At 57.0% G+C, this 22,228-nt stretch carries 18 protein-coding genes; 12 read left to right on the forward strand and 6 right to left on the reverse strand.

The annotated features are described in order from the left end of the window. The 4 genes from rsxC to metG form a co-directional block, all read right to left on the reverse strand. Positions 1–789, reverse strand: a 789-nt coding sequence (gene rsxC / locus ACW8F6_RS11315; RefSeq protein ID WP_491575977.1) for an electron transport complex subunit RsxC, incomplete at its 3' end; no start/stop codon positions are given. Further along, positions 786–1,385, reverse strand: coding sequence for an electron transport complex subunit RsxB (gene rsxB / locus ACW8F6_RS11320; RefSeq protein ID WP_491575978.1), 600 nt, complete (start codon positions 1,383–1,385; stop codon positions 786–788). The genes rsxC and rsxB, both read right to left, overlap by 4 nt. Positions 1,386–1,393: 8 nt before the next feature. Beyond that, positions 1,394–1,969, reverse strand: coding sequence for an electron transport complex subunit RsxA (gene rsxA, locus ACW8F6_RS11325; RefSeq protein WP_491575979.1), 576 nt, complete (start codon positions 1,967–1,969; stop codon positions 1,394–1,396). A gap of 165 nt (positions 1,970–2,134) precedes the next feature. Next, positions 2,135–4,147, reverse strand: coding sequence for a methionine--tRNA ligase (metG, locus tag ACW8F6_RS11330; protein WP_491575980.1), 2,013 nt, complete (start codon positions 4,145–4,147; stop codon positions 2,135–2,137). A gap of 197 nt (positions 4,148–4,344) precedes the next feature. Here metG and apbC point away from each other — a divergent pair, with 197 nt between their 5' ends. From apbC to ACW8F6_RS11360, 6 genes are all read left to right on the forward strand, one after another. Beyond that, entirely contained in the window at positions 4,345–5,430 is a 1,086-nt protein-coding gene (gene apbC, locus ACW8F6_RS11335; protein ID WP_491575981.1) for an iron-sulfur cluster carrier protein ApbC, read from the forward strand. Between the two features lie 74 nt (positions 5,431–5,504). Next, positions 5,505–6,185 (forward strand): ion channel, encoded by a 681-nt coding sequence (locus ACW8F6_RS11340; RefSeq protein ID WP_491575982.1) that lies wholly within the window; start codon positions 5,505–5,507, stop codon positions 6,183–6,185. A gap of 88 nt (positions 6,186–6,273) precedes the next feature. Beyond that, positions 6,274–8,007 (forward strand): choice-of-anchor I family protein, encoded by a 1,734-nt coding sequence (locus tag ACW8F6_RS11345; protein ID WP_491575983.1) that lies wholly within the window; start codon positions 6,274–6,276, stop codon positions 8,005–8,007. A 164-nt stretch (positions 8,008–8,171) separates the two neighbouring features. Next, a complete protein-coding gene (locus ACW8F6_RS11350; protein WP_491575984.1) occupies positions 8,172–8,546 on the forward strand; it encodes a TonB-dependent receptor in 375 nt (124 codons plus the stop codon). Positions 8,547–8,732: 186 nt separating this feature from the next. Then, positions 8,733–9,266, forward strand: a complete 534-nt coding sequence (locus ACW8F6_RS11355) for a lipocalin family protein (protein WP_491575985.1) — start codon at positions 8,733–8,735, stop codon at positions 9,264–9,266. A gap of 79 nt (positions 9,267–9,345) precedes the next feature. Continuing rightward, positions 9,346–9,747 (forward strand): hypothetical protein, encoded by a 402-nt coding sequence (locus ACW8F6_RS11360; protein WP_491575986.1) that lies wholly within the window; start codon positions 9,346–9,348, stop codon positions 9,745–9,747. 59 nt (positions 9,748–9,806) lie between these two features. On the opposite strand, the gene ACW8F6_RS11365 is transcribed toward ACW8F6_RS11360, so the two are convergent. Next, positions 9,807–11,147, reverse strand: a complete 1,341-nt coding sequence (locus ACW8F6_RS11365) for a DEAD/DEAH box helicase (protein WP_491575987.1) — start codon at positions 11,145–11,147, stop codon at positions 9,807–9,809. Between the two features lie 93 nt (positions 11,148–11,240). Beyond that, positions 11,241–14,015 carry a TonB-dependent receptor gene (locus tag ACW8F6_RS11370; RefSeq protein ID WP_491575988.1) on the reverse strand — a complete coding sequence of 925 codons (2,775 nt, stop codon included), beginning with the start codon at positions 14,013–14,015 and terminating at the stop codon, positions 11,241–11,243. Positions 14,016–14,464: 449 nt separating this feature from the next. Here ACW8F6_RS11370 and ACW8F6_RS11375 point away from each other — a divergent pair, with 449 nt between their 5' ends. The 6 genes from ACW8F6_RS11375 (at position 14,465) to ACW8F6_RS11400 (ending at position 22,202) form a co-directional block, all read left to right on the forward strand. Beyond that, on the forward strand, positions 14,465–15,019 hold the full coding sequence (locus ACW8F6_RS11375; protein WP_491575989.1) for an RNA polymerase sigma factor: 555 nt from the start codon (positions 14,465–14,467) through the stop codon (positions 15,017–15,019). Then, complete coding sequence (locus ACW8F6_RS11380; protein WP_491575990.1) at positions 15,020–16,042, forward strand: FecR family protein; 1,023 nt, start codon at positions 15,020–15,022, stop codon at positions 16,040–16,042. It abuts the gene before it with no gap. Between the two features lie 240 nt (positions 16,043–16,282). Then, on the forward strand, positions 16,283–19,078 hold the full coding sequence (locus ACW8F6_RS11385; RefSeq protein ID WP_491575991.1) for a TonB-dependent receptor: 2,796 nt from the start codon (positions 16,283–16,285) through the stop codon (positions 19,076–19,078). A 91-nt stretch (positions 19,079–19,169) separates the two neighbouring features. After that, on the forward strand, positions 19,170–20,732 hold the full coding sequence (locus ACW8F6_RS11390) for a tryptophan halogenase family protein (RefSeq protein WP_491575992.1): 1,563 nt from the start codon (positions 19,170–19,172) through the stop codon (positions 20,730–20,732). Positions 20,733–20,763: 31 nt separating this feature from the next. Next, entirely contained in the window at positions 20,764–21,465 is a 702-nt protein-coding gene (locus ACW8F6_RS11395) for a SapC family protein (protein ID WP_491575993.1), read from the forward strand. Then, a complete protein-coding gene (locus tag ACW8F6_RS11400; protein WP_491575994.1) occupies positions 21,462–22,202 on the forward strand; it encodes a DUF6445 family protein in 741 nt (246 codons plus the stop codon). The genes ACW8F6_RS11395 and ACW8F6_RS11400 overlap by 4 nt, the downstream gene beginning before the upstream one ends. Positions 22,203–22,228 lie beyond the last annotated feature (26 nt).

Below are 22,228 nucleotides of genomic sequence, written 5' to 3' on the forward strand. Positions count from 1 at the left end.
GCCAATATCCGCCGGAATTTTGCCGGCCGGCACCTCGCGCCCGGTCAGAATCGTAATCAGCTGCTTTTCGCCGCCGGAGGGGTATTTGGTGGGAAATTCGACGATTTCCACCTGGCTGCCTTGGGCGGCGGTGCGCAGCGCGGCAATGGCCTCTGGCTTGTTGTCTTCCACGCCGATAACCACCCGGGCGGGCTCGCCCAGCAGGTAGGCCATTAGACGTGCACCCTCAATCACTTCGGCGGGGCGGTCGCGCATCAGGCGGTCGTCGGCGGTGATATAGGGCTCGCACTCGGTGCCGTTTAATATCAGCGTGTCGATGGGTTGATTGGCCTTGGGCGCCAATTTAATGGCCGTGGGGAAGCCCGCGCCGCCCATGCCGGCCACGCCCGCGAAGCGTATTTTCTGCACTAAATCCACGGGTTCCCGCTGCCGGTAATCGGTGCAGGGGTCCAGTGCCACCCAGGTGTCTTGTCCGTCTGGCTCGATGACAATGCACGGTCCGTGCATTCCCGAGGGATGCGGCAGTGGCCGGTCCTCAATGGCGATGACGGTGCCGGAGCTGGATGCGTGCAGGGCGGCAGAAAACTGGCCGCCCGGGCTGGCAATCATCTGCCCAGTGCGCACTGTGTCGCCCACGCTGACCACGGGCTCCGCCGGCGCGCCCAGGTGTTGATTGAGGGGCAGCACCAGCAGGTCGGGCAGCGGCAAGGTGGCCAGGGGTAGCCGCATGGATTGGTGTTTGTTTTCCGGCGGGTGAATACCGCCCGGGATAGTCCAAATTTGGGTCATGCGGCCTGGTGTTCCTTGCGGTCTGTGGCGATGAGATCGGCCTTGGGTGGCTCCCATTTCCAAGTGCCCAGGGTGGTTTCGACGGGAATCATGTCGATGCAGTCCACCGGGCAGGGTTCGACGCACAGGTCACAGCCAGTACACTCATCGGCAATCACCGTGTGCATTTGCTTAGCGGCGCCGAGTATGGCGTCCATGGGGCAGGCCTGAATGCATTTGGTGCAGCCGATGCACTCGGCTTCGCGGATATAGGCAACGCGCGGCACCTCTAGCTCTTCGCCGTGTTCGGCGTCCAGCGAGGGTGCGTCCACGTCGAGCAAATCGGCAATGGCATTGATGGTGCTCTGACCGCCGGGCGGGCATTTGTTAATGGGTTCGCCGTTGGCAATACCCTGGGCATAGGGTCGGCAACCTGGGTGGCCGCACTGGCCGCACTGGGTTTGCGGCAGCAATGCGTCAATTTGCTCCACGATAGGATCGCCTTCGACCTTAAAGCGCACCGCGGCAAAGCCCAGTACCGCGCCAAATAGCACAGACAGGCCGCCCAGGGCGACCAGCGCGCTGGCGATGGGGTGTTGGCTGATGAGTTCTAACATAGGCGTCCTTACACCAATCCGCTAAAGCCCATAAAGGCCAAAGACATTAAACCGGCGGTGATCATGCCGATAGCGGCGCCCTTAAAGGGCAGGGGTACATCGGCCACGGCCAAGCGCTCGCGCATGGCGGAAAACAGCACCAATACCAGGGAAAAGCCGAGTGCTGCGCCAAAGCCGTAGAGCGACGATTCGACAAAGTTGTGGGCGTGGGCGGTGTTTTGCAGGGCCACACCGAGCACCGCGCAGTTGGTGGTGATCAACGGCAGGAATACGCCCAGCACGCGATACAGCAGTGGGCTCGATTTTTCGATAAACATCTTGGCAAATTGCACCACTACCGCGATAACCAAAATGAACGCAATAGTGCGCAGATACTCCAGCCCTAGGGGCATCAGCACCCAGGTATTGACGATATAGCTGGCGATGGAGGCCAGGGTGAGTACAAAGGTGGTGGCGCCGCCCATGCCAATGGCGGTTTCCAGCTTGTTGGACACACCCATGAAGGGGCACAGCCCTAAAAACTGCACCAGCACAAAGTTGTTCACCAGAATGGTGCTGAGCATGATGACGGCAAATTCGGTCATTACAGGTTTCGCTCTTAGCCTGTGCCCAATGGGCAGGTACGCCAGTTGTGAGAGGCGCCTATTATCGCTGTGGCATTTATAGCCATCAATACAAGTTCTTGCAGGTACTTATATTGGTTGTGAATATGTTTAAGCCTGAATGGGCGGTGGTAGCCGCCCACCGGGTTACATCACGCGCTGGCCTGGTTTGGCGCCGGCGTGGGGTTCCATCAGGTAGATTTCTTTTTTGCCGGGGCCAGCGGCAATGACCATGCCTTCGCTCATGCCAAACTTCATCTTGCGCGGCGCCAAATTGGCCACCATGACCGTGAGCTTGCCCACTAGGTCTTCCGGCTGGTAGGCAGACTTGATGCCCGAGAAGACATTGCGGGTTTCGCCGCCCAAATCCAGCGTCAGTTGCAGCAACTTGTCGGCACCCTCCACGTGTTGGGCGTCTTTGATCAGCGCCACGCGCAGGTCCACTTTGGCAAAATCGTCAAAGGAAATTTCGGGGGCCAGGGGTTCGTCTGCCAGTGGGCCAGAGGCCTTGGCGGGGGCTGCTTCGGGTTGTTTATTGGCTTCAATCATGGCATCTACGGCTTTGGTATCGACTCGGGTCATTAGGGGGCTAAAAGTGTTGATGGCTTCACCGGCGCGGTAGCGGACGGGGGCCTCCCAGTTGAGGGTTTCGCCTAAAAAGGCTTCTGCCGCTTCCGTCATGGCCGGCAATACCGGCTTAAGGTAAGTGAGCAGGGCGCGGAACATATTGATGCCAAGTGAGCAAATGGCTAGCACTTCGGCCTCTGTATCGGCCTGTTTGGCCAGCGACCAAGGCGCCTTGGCGGCGATATATTCATTGGCGGTATCTGCCAGTGCCATGATTTCGCGCATGGCGCGGCCGAACTCGCGTTCTTCGTAGAGTTTGGCGATATTGTCGCCGGCGTCCACAAACTGCGCCCAGAGTTCGGGTTCGGGGTTGTCTGCCAATACGCCACCGGCCTTGTTGACGAACTTGGCGGTGCGGCTGGCGATGTTCACAACCTTGCCCACCAGATCCGAATTGACCCGGTTGACGAAGTCCTCCAGGTTCAAATCCAAGTCGTCGACGCCGCCGGTGAGTTTGGCGGCAAAGTAGTAGCGCAAGTACTCGGGGTTTAAGTGTTCCAGGTAGCTCTTGGCGTTGATAAAGGTGCCGCGCGACTTGGACATTTTTTTACCATTGACCGTTAAAAAGCCGTGTACGCACACCTTGGTGGGGGTGCGGAACTGGGCCGAAGACAGCATGGCGGGCCAGAACAGTGCGTGGAAGTTGACGATGTCCTTGCCGATAAAGTGGTACAGCTCGGCGCTGGAATCCTTGTTCCAGATGGCGTCCCAGTCGGCACCGGTGCGGTCGCACAGATTTTTATGGCTGGCCATATAGCCGATGGGGGCATCCAGCCACACATAGAAAAACTTGTCCTTTTCGCCGGGAATCTCAAAGCCGAAGTAGGGGGCATCGCGGGAGATGTCCCACTCTTGCAGGCCGGCGTCCAACCACTCGGCCAGTTTGTTGGCCACCTCGGGTTGCAGGTGGCCGGCGCGGGTCCAGTCCTTTAGAAAGTCCTGGAATGCGGGCAGCCGGAAGAAAAAGTGTTCGGAATCCTTGGTGATGGGCGTGGCGCCAGAAATCACCGAGCGCGGATTGAGCAGGTCGGCCGGCGCGTAAGTGGCGCCACAGGCTTCACAGTTATCGCCGTACTGGTCATCGGTTTTGCACTTGGGGCAGGTGCCCTTGATGTAGCGATCGGCTAAAAACAGCTGCTTTTCCGGGTCGAAGGCCTGAGTAATTTTGCGACTGGCGATGTGGCCATTGGCCTTGAGCCGCTCGTAGATCAGCGCCGACAACACTTTGTTCTCCTCCGAGTGGGTGGAGTGGTAGTTGTGGTGGTTGATCAAAAAGCCCTGAAAGTCGGCCATGTGCTCGGCTTTCATGTTTTCAATATGGGCCTCGGGGCTGATACCTAACTCTTCGGCCTTGAGCATAATGGCGGTGCCGTGGGCGTCGTCGGCGCACACATAAGTGCAGTCGTGTCCGCGGGTCTGTTGAAAGCGAACCCAGATGTCGGTTTGAATGTGTTCTAACAAATGTCCGAGGTGCAGCGACCCGTTGGCGTAGGGCAGGGCGCTGGTCACCAGAATCTGACGGCGTTGGCTCATTGACGATCTCTCAAGGCTGTGTCGTGGGCTGCCAGGGGCAACGTAAAAGCGGCGAACTATAGCATTTTTGGCGCGCGTTAGCAGGCTTAGGGCGCGGGCTTAGGGCCAGCAGGATTTTGTCTCCAATCCCGCGGCATAATTCGGCTAAAATAGCCGGCTTATCTTCGGCCATAGACCGATAACCCCAAGGAGTAGTCATGTCCCAGCCCACTCAGGATGCCCTCGCCAAAGCTCTGGCATTTGTCAAAGATCCCTGCACAGGCCAGAGCCTGATGGCTCTGGGGGCAATAGGCGGTATTGAAATCAGCGGCGCCGATGTCAAAGTCCATGTGGTGTTGGGTTATCCGGCGCTCAGCTTGAAAGGTCAGATTGAGGAATCGGTGTGCGTGGCGGCCTCGACGGTTGAAGGCGTGGCCACGGTAACTGTGGATGTGGGCTGGCTCATTCGGCCCAAGGCCTCGGCCAACGGCAAGGAACCCCTGGCCAACGTGGCCAATATCATCGCCGTGGCCTCGGGCAAGGGCGGAGTGGGCAAATCCACCACTACCACTAATTTGGCCCTGGCTCTGGTAGCTGAAGGTGCGCGGGTGGGCGTATTGGATGCCGATATCTACGGTCCCAGTCAGCCGCAAATGTTTGGCGTGGGCAAGGTGCGACCGCAAATCCGTGGGCAAAAGCACATGGAACCCATTGAGGCACACGGCGTTCAACTCAACTCCATGGGCTTTTTGGTGACCGAGCAAACGCCTATGATCTGGCGCGGCCCAATGGTCAGTGGTGCCTTGCAGCAGCTTTTGGGGCTGACCCTATGGCACGATTTGGATTATCTCTTGATCGACATGCCACCGGGTACCGGCGACATCCAGTTAACCCTGGCGCAATCGGTACCTGTAACGGGCGCGGTGATTGTGACTACACCACAGGACATTGCCCTGCTGGATGCTAAAAAGGGCATCGAGATGTTTCGCAAGGTGAATGTGCCCGTGTTGGGAGTGGTGGAAAATATGGCGACGCATATTTGTTCAAACTGCGGCCACGAAGAGCATATTTTTGGCGAGGGCGGCGGTGCGCGTATTGCCGCCGATTATCAAACTCAGTGTTTGGGCTCACTCCCCCTGTCGCTATCAATTCGCGAGCAGATGGACCAAGGGACGCCGGCCGCTATCGTTGAACCCGAGTCTGAAATTGCGGCCACCTACGCAGGTATTGCACGCCAGATGGCGGCCAATTTATGGGTGTCAGAAGGCGTAAAAGTACCGGCCATCGAAATTGACGACGACTAAAAAAGCAGCGGCGCGGCGACCAAGGGTGGGCGCCGCGTAAATGTCGCTAATGAAAACCGCGCAGGACTAGGGCTATGCAACCGCAAGCAGAAAAAGAAGGGTTTCAATTTTTATTGTTACTATTGTGTTTGCTGGCCTCCATTTTAGTGCCCGGCTACTTCGAGCACTACACCTGGTTTGTGGTGATCTGGAAAGGCGTATTCACGTTAATGCTTTTATCGGCGGCCTACTCGGTGATCGATCAGCCGCGACTGTGGATTCCCATTGCAATATTACTGGTGCCGACGGTGGTTACGGTGTGGGGCCAGTTTATTAACGAGCACAGCCGTTGGCTGTTTTATTTGGACAACCTCACCACCATCGCCTTTTTGGGTTTTGTGTGTGTACAGTTTTTGAAATACATTCTGACTCGGCGCCGAGTAACCAATAATGTTATCTATGCGTCCATGTGCGTATACCTGATGGCGGCGCTTATTTGGGCGGCCATTTTTGCCAATATTCACGTGTTCTACGAGGGGGCATTTCATTTCGCCACCTTGTCAGAAGGTCAACATATTCCCAATGATCAGTTGATGGGTGTGTTCTCCTATTACAGTTTCGTTACGCTCTCTACTGTGGGCTATGGCGATATAGTGCCGGTGCATAAAGTGGCCCAGAGTTGGGCCGCGCTAGAAGCCATGATGGGGCAGTTTTACATAGCCATCATTGTGGCGCGGTTGGTGAGTATGCACACGGCGCAGCCCGCCGAGCGCTGATCAGCCGCGGTATCATCTGTTTGTCACAAAGCCTCATTAGTGTACGCCCGTTCTGAAATCATAATTGATCGACAATCGGGTAACACACATGATATTTCGCAACTTAATAGCCTGCGCGGGCGCGGTATTTTTACTGGCGGCCTGCGAAGGTGACGATGGCGCCGATGGCGCACAGGGGCCAGTAGGTGCAGAGGGTGCGCAAGGTGCACAAGGGCCCGCAGGGGCCGATGGTCAACCGGCCAAGGGCGGTCGGCTGACCCAAATAGGCCGCTATAGTTCGGGAATTTTTGACGACGGCGGCGCCGAAATTGTGGCCTACGACAGTCAAACCCAGCAGTTGTTTGTGGTGAATGCCGGCGACAACAGCATCGACGTATTGGATATTTCAGATCCGCGTTTACCCAATAAAGTGGTGACGTTGAATGTGGCCGACCAGGACGGCAATGGCTTTATCAGCGGCGGTCCCAACAGTGTGGCGGTGCACAGTGGATTGCTCGCGGTGGCGGTGGAAGCTGAAGATAAACAAGCGCCGGGTAAATTGTATGTCTACAACATTGCCGACCTAACCCTGGCGGCGAGCTTTGATGCCGGCGCCTTGCCCGACATGGTGACCTTTAGCCCCAATGGCCAATATTTGCTATCGGCAAATGAAGGCGAGCCCAGCGCAGACTATCGCAATGATCCAGAGGGCAGTGTGACTCTGGTGGATTTGGCACAAGGTCTCGAATTGGCTTCGGCAGTGCAGCTCACCTTTAGCCATTTTAACGATCAGGCAACCCGACTGCGGGCAGAGGGCGTGCGTCTATCAGGCCCCGGTGCATCTGTTGCACAAGATGTGGAGCCGGAATACATTGCCGTCTCGGCAGATGGCGGCACCGCTTATGTGGTGTTGCAGGAAAATAACGCCTTAGCGCGGGTCGATCTCGCAAACGCGGCGATCACTGACCTAGTACCGCTCGGTTTTAAAGACCACAATGTGCCGGGTATGGGATTGGATGCCAATAAAAATGATGATTTTGCCAATATACTCAACCTTCCCATTTTTGGCATGTATATGCCCGATGCCATTGCCGCCTATGAGTTTAACGGCAATACCTACCTGATCACGGCCAACGAAGGCGATGGCCGCGAATATATTTACGACGCCGACAGTGCCAGTTGCACGGGGGCTGGACACACGGACTTGGGCGACGGTGAGTGTTTGGCCTTCTCCGATGAAGTGGCGCTGGCCGACTTGACCTTGGATGCGTCTGTCTTCACGGCAGATCAGATAGCGCTGCTGCAAGATGGCAGTGGCATTGGCGACCTGACGGTTACCCAAACACTGGGCGATGGCGACGCCAACGGTGAGCACGAAGCGATTTACGCTTTCGGCGCTCGCTCCTTCTCGATTTGGAATGCCGACGGTGAGCTAGTCTTTGATTCGGGTGATCAATTTGAGCAGATCATTGCCGATCAGTCGCCCTTGTTTTTTAATCTGTCGAACGACAAAAACAGCACCGATAATCGCAGCGATAACAAAGGCCCCGAGCCCGAGGGTGTGGCCATCGGCACCCTGGCCGGGCGCACTTACGCCTTTATTGGCATGGAGCGCCAGGGAGGCATTATGGTCTATGACGTAACCAACCCCTTTGCGCCGGCCTTTGTTGAGTACACCACCAATCGCGACCTATCGGTTAACCCCGAAGCCGGCGTAGACGCCGGCGACCTGGGACCCGAGGGGCTTTTGTTTATCGATGCAGACAGTAGCCCCAATGGCATGCCGTTGCTGGTGGTGGGCAGTGAAGTGAGTGGTACCACCACACTCTATCAAGTGCAGTAGCTGCTCTTAGCACTACAATCGAGCACAAGCTTTACGCGGCGGGCCCTCTATTATCCGAGGGCCCGTTTTGCTATGTTTGCCGTTATCGCTTGTTGTGTGGACCGTTGAGTTGACCGGCGGTGAGCGACCTCAATCAATGTTAATAATAGAAAGGTGAGGGGTTCATGGACAGAAAGTATCTGATGACAGCATTTGGTTATGGCATCGTGGGGTTGGTGCTAGGTATCTATATGGCGGCGAGTAAAAATCACAGTCAATTGGTGACGCACGCGCACATCATGCTGCTGGGGTTTGTGGTGTCGTTTATTTATGCCGTGATTTATAAGGTTTGGCAGCCCAATGCAGAGAGTTTGATGGCCAGGTTGCAATACTACGGCCATCAACTGGGAACGCTATTGCTGGTGTTGGGTTTGTACTGCCTGTACGGCGGGCTGGTGGCCGACAAGCTCGTGGGTCCGCTATTAGGTGTGGCCTCTATCATCACACTTGCCGCCTTTGTGTTGATGAAGATTCTGGTCATTAAAGCGCTGCCGCGCTAGCGATGGGCCACTAAATTTCATACTACCTTGATCCGCACGACGCCCTGGCTCGTAACTCCACTAGGATTGCGGGCCAGTGTTGCGTGGCAGGCTAACCGCGCGGCGCGCCCGCTCAATCCAAATTTTGTGAAACCACAATTGTTTTTTACGGCGGTGGCGCAGTTGAATGCGATGAGGAGTGTGCGAGTGCGGAATAAGGCTTTGGCCCGGTTGATGTTACTCGGTGTACTTTGGGGGTTAACTGGCTGCACCGGTGTGCCCGAAGGCATAGCGCCGGTGACCCATTTTGATGCCCAGCGCTACAGCGGCCAGTGGTATGAAATTGCGCGTCTAGATCATGCCTTTGAGCGGGGGTTAACCCAAGTAACAGCAACCTATGGCCTGCGCGACGACGGCGGTGTGTGGGTGCGCAATCGAGGCTTTGACGTTGATTCCGGTCAATGGCAAACCGCCGAGGGGCGCGCATATTTGGTGGCCGCGCCCCATGTGGGCCATCTAAAGGTGTCGTTCTTTGGGCCCTTCTACGGCAGTTACCTGATTTTTCATTTGGACCCGGCTTTTCAGTACGCCTTTGTCACCAGTTATACGCGTGATTTTTTGTGGCTGCTCGCCCGCACGCCCACAGTTAGCCAGGCGCTAAAACAGCAATTTATCGAGCAGGCTGCAGCCTTGGGTTTTAATGTGGATGCCGTCTTTTGGGTGCCGCAAACGGCCAACTAGCCTCGAGGGCGTATGCTCTGGCGATTGGCAGTTGGGGCAAACGGGCGTAAGGTTGAGTAACGCAGAGGGGTAACTGCCTATGGCCGATCCCAAGCGCGCTCAAGAACCGGTAGCAACCGGTTTAATGCGTTTTCTCGATATTCGCGCCGTCGCCATCGTGCTCGCCTTCGTGTTTGTAATGTGGCTGGTGACCGGCCTAGAGGAAACCGAGGTGCCGGCGCGCACGCACATCGCAGAGGCCTGCGTTCGCATCTTGTTGTGGCAGGCGGCGGCTATTGTCCTGGTAGGTTTTTTGGGCGAGTGGTTGCCGCGCACCGCAGTGGTGCTGTTCGTGGTGATATTGCTGGTCGGGCTGGTGCGGGTTGCACTGGTGCCTGGCCCGCTGTTATACGGGCCGGATCTGGTGCTGGTATTCAACGCTGCGATGGCGGTGTCAATTTACAAAACTGCCGGTCGCTATTTTGCCAAGCGCAGCGATTGAGTTCAGTCAAAAGGGTGCCGGTATAGGGCACCGCTTAAACTCACCTTTAAGGCGATCGTTTACCGGTTGCCAGTGGCTTGCGGTGCGCGCCTTGGGCGATTGTTACTGCCCGCAGGGCGGCCGCTATTCGCGCGCGGCGAGCCGCTGTGACTCTTGGTTTTTTTCGCCGATCCGTTACCGCGATTGCCATCCTGGTGTTCCGTGCGCGGCGCCTTTGGTTTTTTAGGTTTGAACGGGCGAGTATTTAATCGCGTTTCCGGTAGTGCATTAACCGGCTCAAAACCTGTCACTACTTCGCGCGCAATCAGCTGCTGGGTTAATCGTTCGATATCCTGCAATTGCTTTAGCTCGTCGGCGCTCACCAACGAGACGGCTTGACCGGTTGCGCCCGCGCGGCCGGTGCGGCCAATGCGGTGCACATAATCCTCGGGCACATTGGGCAGATCAACGTTGACCACTTGTGGCAATTGATCGATATCAATACCGCGCGCTGCAATATCCGTGGCAACCAGTACGCGAATTTTATTGCTTTTAAAATCGGCCAATGCCTTGGTGCGTGCATTCTGGCTTTTGTTGCCGTGAATGGCAGCAGCTTGCAGACCGGCGGCTTCTAATTGCTTGGTCAGTTTGTTGGCACCGTGTTTGGTGCGCGAAAAGACCAGCACCTGGTGCCAGTTGTGTTCTTTAATCAAGTGTACCAGCAGCGGCGACTTTTGGTTTTTGTCTACCGGGCACAGCCATTGCTTAACGGTTTCCACGGTGGTGTTGCGCGGCGCCACATCGATCTCAACGGGGTTGTGCACCAGCCCTTTGGCCAGGGTGCGTATCTCGTCGGAAAAAGTGGCCGAGAACAGCAGGTTCTGACGTTTGGCGGGCAGCAATTTTAAAATGCGTTTTATGTCGTGGATAAAGCCCATGTCCAACATGCGGTCGGCTTCGTCCAGCACCAGCATCTCGAGTTGATTGAATTTCACGGCATTTTGACCGTACAGATCCAACAGGCGACCCGGCGTTGCCACCAGGACATCCACGCCTTTGCGCAGTTTCAGCATTTGCGGGTTGATGCTGACACCGCCAAATACCACTGCCGAGCGCAGGGGCAAGTTTTTGCTGTACTTGGCCACGCTTTCGCCCACCTGTGCGGCCAGTTCGCGCGTGGGGGTGAGTACCAGCACCCGCACCTGATTGGCGGGCGCCCGCTGGCCGCGCGATAACAGCTCGAGAATGGGCAGGGTAAAACCTGCGGTCTTGCCCGTGCCGGTTTGGGCGGCAGCCATGACATCTTTGCCTGCCAGTACGGCGGGAATGGCTTGGGCCTGAATGGGCGAGGGGGTTTCGTAGCCTTGTTCGGCAACAGCTTCAAGGATGGGGGCAGATAGGCCCAGTTCGGCAAAACGCATGCAATTCTCTATTGGTCAAAAAATGGCCAGGCAGGCTGGCGGCGGTGCAGCTTACAGGATAGCGCCCGGAAGTACCACGGGCAGCTGGTCCTGTCAGTCGATATCCAGCACCAGCGTGATACCCCAGGTGCGCGGTGGCAGGAAGATGGCGTCAAAGCCCTTGGGGGTAATGAAGGTGCCGGAGGAGGTTTTTACCTGGGTGTCGGTGAGGTTCTTGACGTAGGCGTCCAGATGCCAGCGGCCCTGCAGTGGCACCAGGCGTAGGCTGGCGTCAAAGCGCGCATAGGCGCGCTGTACCGCTAGCCCATCGACACCCTCGGGCGCGCCGGGGTAAACACCCGCCGGTAGCCGGTCGCGATTGTAGATATCCAAAAAGTAGCGGTCGGAGAAGACCGCTGCCAGGCGCGGCGTCAGGCGCAGGTTGGTCAGGTGAATATCGTGCTCGTACAGCAGGCTGAGCTTCCAGCGCGGCGCGCGCACCGGTCGGTTGCCGGATAAGTCCACCAGCGATTGTGCCTCTGCGCCGGGCACGTCAGCGAAGGGGTTAAAGCGGTCGCCGAACAGGGTGTCGGGCGTTACGAAGTGGTCGAAGCGGGCATCCATTAGCGAAGCCGCCAGCTGGAAATAATTGCCCGCGCCCGGTGCCCAGCTTAGCTCTGCCTCTAGGCCGGTGATGGTGGCCTCGGCGGCATTGCGCACAATGGTGCTGGTGATGACATCCACGATGCCGTCGTTATTGGTGTCAAATTGGTCTCGGTCGGAAAACTGCAAGTTGGTGTAGTTGGCGCGGTACAGGGCACTGTTAAAGCGCAACTGCTCGTCCAGCCAGGTGGACTTCAGGCCCAGCTCCAGATTCACCACTTCTTCCGGCGCGGCCTCGTTGCCCCGGTCTTGAATGTGACCGGACTTAAAGCCGGACGCCAGCGAACCGTACACCATGGCAGCGTCGGAGAGGTCGTGGTCCAGGCGCAGCAGGCCGCTGGTGTTGGCCCAGGTGGCGCTGTAGTCGTTTACTTGGCGCACCCAGCAGGGCTCGGTGCCGATGCCGTCGTTGGTGCCGCCGTCGTGGGCATTGCCGGCGGCTATGGCGGCGCGGGTGGCGGCGTCGGCGTAAATCTGATCGGCGTCTGGGGCCCCCGGGCCTATCGAACCGGGCTCGGTATAGGGGTAGCCGGCGGTGCGCCGGCAGTTCAAGCTGCGGCCGCCAATATCGGTTTTGGTGTCTTGGGTGTAGCGCGCCCCGAGCGTCAGTCGGCTGCGCGTATCAAGGTCATAGGTGCCCTGGGCGTAGAGTGCGCGCGACTCGACCCGCCGATCGGGCTGCACAAATAGCGCCACGGCGGCACCGGGATCATCGCTGATAAAACTTGTGGTTTGGTTGGGGTCGCCGTTGCCGTCGTCCTCGGCGTGGTCGATGGCATAGACAATGCTATTGCGCTCTTTGGATTGAAAGGCGCCCAGCACCCAGCGCAAGCGCGCGCGGTCGCTGTTCATCCATTGGAGTTCATGGGAGTGAAACCGAAAGGTGGAACTGTCGGTACGGCGCTGCTCAAAGTGACCGCTGCGCCCCATATCCTGGTCGAAGTTTTGTTGGCGCGTCATGCGCGCCTGGCCATAGAGGTAAGTCAACTGGTGCTGATTGTCAAAGTGGTAGCTGGCGCGCGAGCGCAACGTGTCGTTTTGCATGTCGATAGCCGACGGCGTGTCCCACACCACCACGCGCTTGCCGCTGGCCACTAGTGCCGGGTCCAATTCGGTGACGCTGGTGCCGGTATCGCGGTAGCGTTCGCCACTGAGCTGCCAGCTAAATTGCTCGGTGGGCGCCCACAAGGTCGACAGCCGCAGGGATTGCTGGTCTTCTGTTTCGGGACCGGGGGCCGCGGTTTGGCTGGATTGTTTATAGGCACTTAGATTGATGTCGTCGGCTGGGTACTGGGGCCCCAACCCAACGTAGTCTGGCACCAGCTTCGTGTAGCCCTGGTGTAGATCTGCCGCTGCCGAGAGGCGCACGGCAAGACTGGTGCTGAGTGGGGTATTGAGCGTTAATTTAACCGCGCGTTTTTGATAGCTGCCAAAGCCCAGGCTGAGCTCGCCGTAGCTGTCGGTCAGATCGGCTTTGCGGGTTTGAATGTTGATGCCGCCAGAGGTGGCGTTGCGGCCAAAAAGCGTGCCCTGTGGACCGCGCAGCACCTCGAGTAATTCCACGTCGTGCAGCAGCGAGGCGGCACCCTGTGAGCGGGGCTGATAGATGCCGTCGATATGAAAGGCCACCGGACCGTCGGCAATTTCAGTGATATTGGTTTGGCCGATACCGCGCAGTTGCACCAGCAGTGCCGATTGCTCGCCGGTATTGGTCATTTCAAGGCCGGGCACCATGGGCGTTAAGTCGCGAATATCTTTGGCCTGCAGCTTGTCTATTTGCGCTTGATCCATGGCCGTGATGGCGATAGGCGTTTTCTGCAGATCGGTGGCACGCCGCAGCGAGGTCACAATAACCTCTTCTAAAATTCGCGTTTTGGTGGTCTTAACTGTCGGCGGTGGGGCAGCGCTGCTGGGCTTGGCTGCGCGGGTTAGACTGATGTGCTGCCCGTCGGCGATGCTGAAGGAGAGTGCTGAGTCTGCGAGCAGCAGGCTCAGGGCTTCTGCCAGGGTGTAATGCCCCGCCAGCGCCGGTGCTTGCACCTTGTGTAAATCGTCTGTGAAGCCCAGCAGATTGGTTTGAGTTTGCTGTGCCAACGCCAGTAGCGAGGCGTCCAGTGCTTGCGCCGGCAGTTGGATTGACCAGCGCCGTGCGGTTGAGTCGTCGGCGGCAGCTGCCGGTATGGTCAGAAGTACCAGAAGTCTGAGGAAGCGTAAAAGGTATTGCAAGCGCAATATCGGCAGGGCAGTTGGCAACATGGTAGCGTTAATGCACAGCAAGGGCGGCAATCAAAGACGTCGCGCCGGCCGCGAAAAAATACGACTGTCTCGCGAAAAACCGCCAGGTTTAATCGCGTGCAATGCAGTTATAAACGGTCGGTCTACGGTTGCCGGACCGGATTGCGGTGGGGTGTCAGTCAGCGACGGGCTCAACATAAAGGCCTCCGGAATATAATGATTATTGTGTTCGGTGGGGGCTGGCGCTTTTGGCCTTAGCGCGCAAGACTACCGCAGGCTGTTGGTTGCTGGCTAGCTTTGGTCGATGAAACTCAAGCAATAGGCGGTCAAAAAAATATTTTTCATCAAGGGGGAGCGGATTGCCATGGGCGTTGCGTCTTATAGAAGGTTAGGTGTGGCCAGTGTGGTTTTACACCCGTTTATTGGCGCTTTGGAGTGTTATGTATTCCGCACAACGGTCTTCGACTTTGACGCCCGAATCCGGTAGTCACGACACCTACATTCGCGAGCTCTATGTGCAGTATCGCGACGAGCTGTGTCGCTACCTGGTGCATAAAAATCGCCTCAGCCCGAGCGAGGCTGAAGACATAGTGCAAACGGCCTTTGCCCGCTTTGCCGCCATGGACGATCCACACAGTATTAAAAATCCCCGTGCTTTTTTATACCGAATCTCCGTCAACTTGAGCGTGGATTTGGTGCGCCGTTCGCAGGTGCAAGAGAAATACCGGGAGGCCAATAGTGCCGACGCAGAAAGCGGCGCCCCGGGTCCGGAGCGCGTTGTGGAGGGCCGTCAGCGGTTGGGGATTTTATCCCGCGTACTCTGGGGAATGCCAAAAAAGCGCCGGCAGTTGCTGCTGATGAGCCGATTTGACGGCTTGTCCTACGCCGAAATTGCCCGCCGGGTGGGCTTATCTGAAACCGTGGTGCGCAAGCACGTCAACAATGCCTTAGCCGATTGCCACAAGGCGTTAATGTCAACGCAGGATGTGAAGTAAATGCGAGAACAAAGCCCCGATCACGTCAATCATCAGGCCCGCGAATGGTTTGTGACCTTGCAGTCCGGTGCCGTAAGTGCGGCACAGCGCGAGGCCTTTGCGCGCTGGTACGCCACGCCAATGCACGCGCGCGCCTATGCTGAATACGAACAGGTGTGGGCCTCGCTCGGCGCACTGGCCGACACCGAAGCGGGGCGGCAATTACACCGCTCGGTACAGCCCGCGCGCTGGCGTCAGCAATTAGCCGCATGGTGGCAGCGGTGGCAACGGCTGAGTTACGGTTTTGCAGGGGCCGCCACTGCCGCGCTGTTGGTGGTGGCCTTGTTGCTGGTGCCCGCCGCGCCCGCTGTAGTCACTTACCAGACGGCGAAAGCCGAACAGCAAGACGTTGAGTTAGCCGACGGCACGCGCGTGACCTTGGCGGCAAAATCCCGGCTGCGCGTGTGGCACACTGACAGCGGTCGCTTTGCGGAGTTGTTGTCGGGGGTGGCGTTTTTCGACGTGAGCAAAGATGCCGCGCGGCCATTTTATGTACAGGCCGCCGATGTGCGCGTGCAGGTTGTGGGCACCCAGTTTGATGTCCAGCGCCAGGCCCATAACATCAAAGTTTCAGTGCGCGAAGGGCGCGTACAGGTAGCAGAGGTGGCGCAGTCGCTGATGGACGATAGTCAATTGGCGGTGCCGCCGCAGATCACCCTGAGCGAAGGTGAAGCGGTGACTCGGCTACCCGGCTTGGCATTGCAATCGGTGCCGCCAGCGCAAACAGCCGGTGATTGGCGCAAGGGGCAATTACTCTATCGCAATGCTCCCTTGGCCGAGGTGGTGGCCGATGCCAACCGCTACTTCGATGGGGAAATTGTCATTGGCTCCACGTCGTTACAGCAGTCGCGCGTTACACTGGCACTGCGTACAGATCAGGTGGCGGATTTTCCGGCGCTCCTGGCACAAAGCCTGCCTGTTACGGTCTATCGCGAGCCGGGCAACCGCATCGTTATTATTTCTAAGTCGTCTATATCGGAGTAGTGTGCAGCGCCGGCTAGGTTGCACGCGTCCAAGTCTTGCGTTAGTTCGTTTTTTATCACAGAGAAGCCTTTGACGCCCCATAGCCGGGCGTCTTTTTTTTTGTGAAAAGTATTTTCACTTTCAGGGGCTTCGATTGGTTGTCCGTCTGCGTCCTATTACTAACCTATTGCCAATCAGGCGATAGCGTTAAAGAAGCAAACTAATAAATGAATAAGCGTTTCTTTAGGAGCGAATCAGAACATGTACCCCAAAAAGCAATTATCAAGCGCCGTTGTGGCGGCCATTGCGGCGCTGTCGGCACCGGCAGTTTTATACGCACAAAATAGCAGTCAGGCGGATCAGGCCGCCGCCATTGAAGAAGTGGTTGTGCAGGGCATTCGCGGCAGTTGGCAGCGCGCCATGGATATCAAGCGCGATAGCAGCGGCGTCGTCGATGCCATTTCCAGTGAAGACATTGGTAAATTTCCCGACCAGAATCTGGCGGAGTCGCTACAGCGCATTACCGGTGTCTCCATCGATCGCTCGGGCGGTGAAGGCCAGCTTATCACCGTGCGCGGTTTCGGCCCGCAATTCAATACTGTGTTGGTCAATGGTCGCCAGCTGGCGTCGGAAAATGAAACGCGCGCTTTCAGCTTCGATACCATCTCGGCGGATATGGTCAACAGCATCGAGGTGCACAAAACCGCCAGCGCGGCCATGCAGTCCGGCGGTATCGGCTCGACGGTAAATATTCGCACTGCCCGTCCCTTTGACTTGGGTGGCCTGCACCTAGTGGGCACAGTCAAGGCGTTGTACGATGAAAATAGCGAGTCGACCACCCCGGAATTTTCAGCACTGGCCAGCAATACCTTTGCCGATGACAGCTTGGGTGTGCTGGTTTCTGTATCGCAGAAATCCAGTGATACCCGTTTGAATCAAGCGCAAACAGATGGCTGGCTCGAAAACGTGGGTATCCCCCAGTCGGAATTGAATGGCGGTGCGGGCTTTGAGGGTAATATCTTTTCACCACGCAACTACGATACCAAGGTCACCTTTGAAGAGCGCAAGCGCACTAACGCCAACCTGGTGCTGCAATACGCCGCCAGTGAAGATTTGGAATTCACCCTTGACGCACTTTACTCAGATTTTGATATTAAAACCGACGCCACTTCGTATGGCCATTGGTTCACGGGGCCAAATGTCGAAAACGCCATTACCGACAGCAACGGCACTGTTATTGATCTCTACCAGGAAGTGGGCCTGGCCACAGATTTTCACGCGAAGAAGTTTGATCGCTTAACCGAAACCTTATCACTGGGTTTTGATGTGGCGTGGCAGGTTAGCGATGCTCTTTCGCTCAATTTTGACGCCTTTGTGTCCAGCGCCGAGCGTGAAGCCAACAATGGCGGCGGCAATCAGTTGTCGCTCATTGGTTATGCCAACCGTGTTCGCTTTCAATCAGACAGCAATGTGCTACCTTGGGTCAGCGAATTTCAAGATCCGGCGGCATCTATTGAAGATGGCGACGGTATCGTTCGCCCGGTGTCCGATTACCTGGACCCGGCTAACGGCCGCGCCCATGTGATGCTGCGCCGCGGTTGGCAGGTGGAAGACGACATTAATCAATTTAAGATGGACGGCCTTTGGGATGAAGGCAATGACACTGGCCTGGTGCGCGCCAAGTTTGGTGTCATGGCCACTAACGAAACCAAAGCGCTCACGCGCTGGGATAACGAGGGCGTGGGGATACACTGTACCTTTTGTGGCTACCCCAACACACCAGACGTGCCGGACGATTTCCAAACGGTTTTCGACGCCGGCAGTGACTTCTTGAGTAAAGTCAGCGGTAGCGGCCGCACGCCCACTGTTTGGTTGCAGCACGATGGCGAACAACAATTTGCCTTTCTCGAGCAAATCAGCGGCGTGAGTTTTGACGCGGTCAAGCGCGATAACTCCTTTGAGGTGGACGAGCAAACGTTGGCGGCCTATGTGGAGTTGGATTTTGCTGGCGACTTGGCCGGCATGCGCCTGACCACCACCGCCGGGGCTCGATTGGAGAACACCGATGTCACGGTGAACGGCACCGAGTCGCCCATCGAATTGCTGACCATTCTGGATCAGACTGAAATGGTGGCCAGCTACGGCGCTGCCAAGCCCATCAGCGCAGAGGCCGATTACACCGTACTGCTGCCGAGTCTGAGCGTTAACCTGGAAATTACCGATCAGCTGGTAACGCGCTTTGCGGCGTCGAGGACGTTAACGCGGCCCACGCTGGACAGCATGGCGCCGGTCACCAATATTGTGACCACGCGCCAGGGTGGCAACCTTACGGCTACATCGGGCAACCCGGAGTTGAAGCCTTTCCTATCGGATAACGTCGACTTGTCCTTGGAGTGGTACTACGGCGATGCGAGCTATGTATCGGCCGGCTATTTCATGAAAAACGTGGCGAACTTTATCGTCAATGGCACCGAGTCGCAGACCTTCATCACCAGCGATGGCAGCCCGCTAACAGACCCGTCAACCGGAACCGACGCCAACGCTCCGGATGCAGCCGACGGCATCGCCACCTTTAATGTGACCCTGCCGAGCAATGGCGAAGACGCGCTGGTGGACGGTTTGGAATTGGCGGTGCAGCACACCTTTGGCGAAACCGGCTTCGGCGTGATTTTTAATGGCACCTTGGTGAACAGCAATGCCGAGCTGAATCCAGCCGACATTACCCAAAAATTTGCGGTAACCGGACTGAGTGACTCCATGAACCTGGTGGGCTTTTACGAAAATGGGCCATTTCAGGTGCGTTTGGCCTACAACTGGCGCGACAAGTTCCTGCAATCGCTCACGCAGACCAACGGCGACGGCGTTGTGTTTGTGGACGAGTATGGTCAGTGGGACATCAGTGGCAGCTATGAGCTGATGGAAGACATTACGGTCAGTATGGAAGTTACCAATCTCACTGAGGAAGTCGTATTGAAACATGGTCGCTTCAGCAATCACTTCTTACTTGCGGAAGACGCCGGTCGGCGGGTGGCCGTGGGATTGAGTGCCCGTTTCTGATGTTTGGCAATAATTTGTAGCTCGTCCTCTCGCTTATGGGCCACCTGGGGTGGCCCCTTTTTCGTTGAGGCAATTACCACAGGTTGTTTCCATGACTAAACAGATAGAACATATTGTTATTGTGGGCGGCGGCACCGCCGGCTGGCTGACCGCGGGGCGCATTGCGGCACAATTTCCCGCCTCGGGCGCGCGCCGGGTTTCGGTTACGCTGGTGGAGTCACCCACCGTTAAAACTGTCGGCGTGGGCGAGGGTACCTGGCCCACCATGCGCACTACGCTCATGAAAATGGGCGTTTCCGAGTCAGACTTTATTCGCTGTTGCGATGCGACCTTTAAACAAGGCGCAAAATTTAAGGGTTGGGTGACCGGCACCCCCGATGACTATTACTACCACCCGCTCATGTTGCCGCAGGGCTTTGATCAGGTGGATATTGCTGCAGGTTGGCACCGCTGCGCAGCCGACCGATCTTTTTCCGATGCGGTCTGCTTTCAGGAAAGCGTGTGCGAACACGGTTTGGCGCCCAAGCTTATCAGCACCGCCGAGTACGGTGCCATTGCCAACTATGCCTACCATTTGGACGCCGCTAAATTTGCTGCGTTCTTGCAAGCCCACGTCACGCAAAAATTGGGCGTCACGCATCTGCGCGCCGATGTGATCGGTGTGCAGGTGGCGGAGGACGGTGATATTGCATCGCTACGTACTACACAGTGCGGTTCGGTATCGGGCGATTTATATGTGGACTGCTCGGGCTTTAGGTCATTGCTGTTGGGCGAGCACTATCAGGTACCGTTTATCGATCACAGTGACGTGCTGTTCATCGATCAGGCGCTGGCGGTGCACTTGCCCTACACTCACGCACAGGCACCCATTGCCAGTCATACAGTTTCCACTGCTCAGGACGCCGGCTGGGTGTGGGACATCGGGCTGCAGTCGCGGCGCGGCGTGGGTTACGTCTATTCCAGCCGACATACCAGCCAGTCGAGCGCGGAAAAAACACTGCGCGATTACGCCCGTGCACAGGTTTCACCCAGCTGTGACGTGGAAGCATTAAGCCTTAAATCTATCCCCATTCGCTGTGGACACCGGGCTGAATTTTGGCGCAACAATTGTGTTGCCGTGGGTTTGTCGGCCGGATTTCTCGAACCCCTAGAGGCCTCAGCACTGGTGTTGGTGGAGCTTTCCGCGGCCATGATTGCCGAACAGTTGCCGGTAGATAAAGCGGGCATGGCCATTATTGCCAAGCGCTTTAATCGCACGTTTCGCTATCGCTGGGATAGGGTCATCGAGTTTCTCAAGTTGCACTATTTGCTCACCCGGCGCAAAGACACGGCATTTTGGCGCGACAATTGCGATCCGGCCACCGTGCCCAAGGGGCTGCGCGATCTATTGACGCTGTGGGCGCATCGCGCGCCAGCAAATTTTGACTTCGACAGCAACAACGAAGTATTTCCGGCGGCCAGCTACCAGTACGTGTTGTATGGCATGGGCTTTACTGGCGCGCTGCACAAACAGGCACTACCCGATTCTCTGCAGCAACAGGCACAACACTATATCGATCAGGCCGCTAAGGCGAGCCGTCGGGCAACCCAAGTCCTGCCCGAGCACCGGGCGCTGATTGAACAAATAAAAACACACGGTATGGCGCGAGTCTGAAACCCGCCAACAACCAGAGAGGAGTTCGAACATGGCCAATCCAGTGGCGCTTGATCCGCAGTTGCACGCCCAGCTGCGAGTCGATACACAAATAGTTTTGTCTCAACCGGTGCATATGGTGCCAGTGGTCACCAGTGAATTTTTAAAGCTGTGTATTCACTTTCCCATTGTGATCAGCAAGCAGGCAGATACGGGGCAGTTTCACTGTTCTGCGTTACTGGGCTTGCAGCCCGGCGAAAACTTATTCGCCAATACAGCCGATTGTTTGTACTGGCCCGCCAATTTTCAGCGCCAGCCATTTTTCCTTGGGCAGGCCGCAGGCGACCAGGGGCATGTTGTGTGTATCGACGCCGAGCACGCTTGCGTGTCGGCGGGCAAAGGTCAGGCACTGTACGAGCAAGGCGTCGAAACGCCTTACTTGCGTAATATGAAACAGTTGTTGGCCGAATTGGTGAACGGGGTTGCGCCTACCCAGGCATTTTTGTCGCAATTGGCGGCGCTCAATTTATTGTTACCAATGCAATTGGAAATTACCGCCGCCGATGGACAGCTGCGCAAGCTGAACGGTTTGTACACGGTGGATGAGCAAAAACTTCAGCGCCTGGCCGATGCAGATTTGCTGGCCTTACGGGCCTCGGGCTGCCTGTCGCTGATTTATACCATGATCGCCTCGCAGGGCCAGATTTACGCGCTGGTGCAAAGGCAAAATTCTCGCGTGAGCGCCGCCGCGTGACACCGAAAAGCGCGCAGATACAAGCAGATAGTGCGCTACCCTGCACTGAGCTGAGCGCCAATGTCGGTGTGCATTGGCATTATTTCGGCGCAGAGCAGGTGCCGGTGCTGCAGTTGGATAACTTTTTGCTAAGCCCTGATCAGTGGTGCAACTACGCCGCGACATTGGACTTTGGCCCCGAGGCCGGCAGTTTTTATCCGGGGGAGCGCGCGTCTCTGCCATCGTGCTTGGGCGATACATTGCGTCTACATTTGGCGCAGATTTTCGCGCGGCAACCGGGGGCTGCGCCGGGCAATCCCGGTGCCGCGCGCGCTCAGTGGCAAACCCGGGCCGGCTGTTTTTCAAGGGTGACTACGGCTCCTCAACATTTGCGCCCCATTCAATCGATTCCCCATTTTGACGATGTGGCGGCTGGCCAGTGGGCGCTATTACTGTATTTGTGCGGGCCAGAGCAGGGCGGTACAGGCTTTTATCGGCACCGGAGCTCGGGCTATGAGCGCATAACAGGCGAGCGAATGGCGAGCTACGGCCCCCGTTTAAAGCGAGAAATGATGGCGCATCCGGACTTATTATTTCGCTATATGCATGAAAGCAACGCGCTGTTTGTTAAGACTGGCGAGGTGGCTGCGGCCTTTAATCGCGCCATTTGCTACCCCAGCAACTGCCTGCATTCCGGATTGGTCAAAGCACCCAGTGCGGCGCGTTTGACTGCCAATTTTCTGTTTTTAAACCCGTGAAATTGTGGCACCTTTACAGCCACAGA

The sequence above is a fragment of the Simiduia sp. genome (assembly GCF_058345725.1).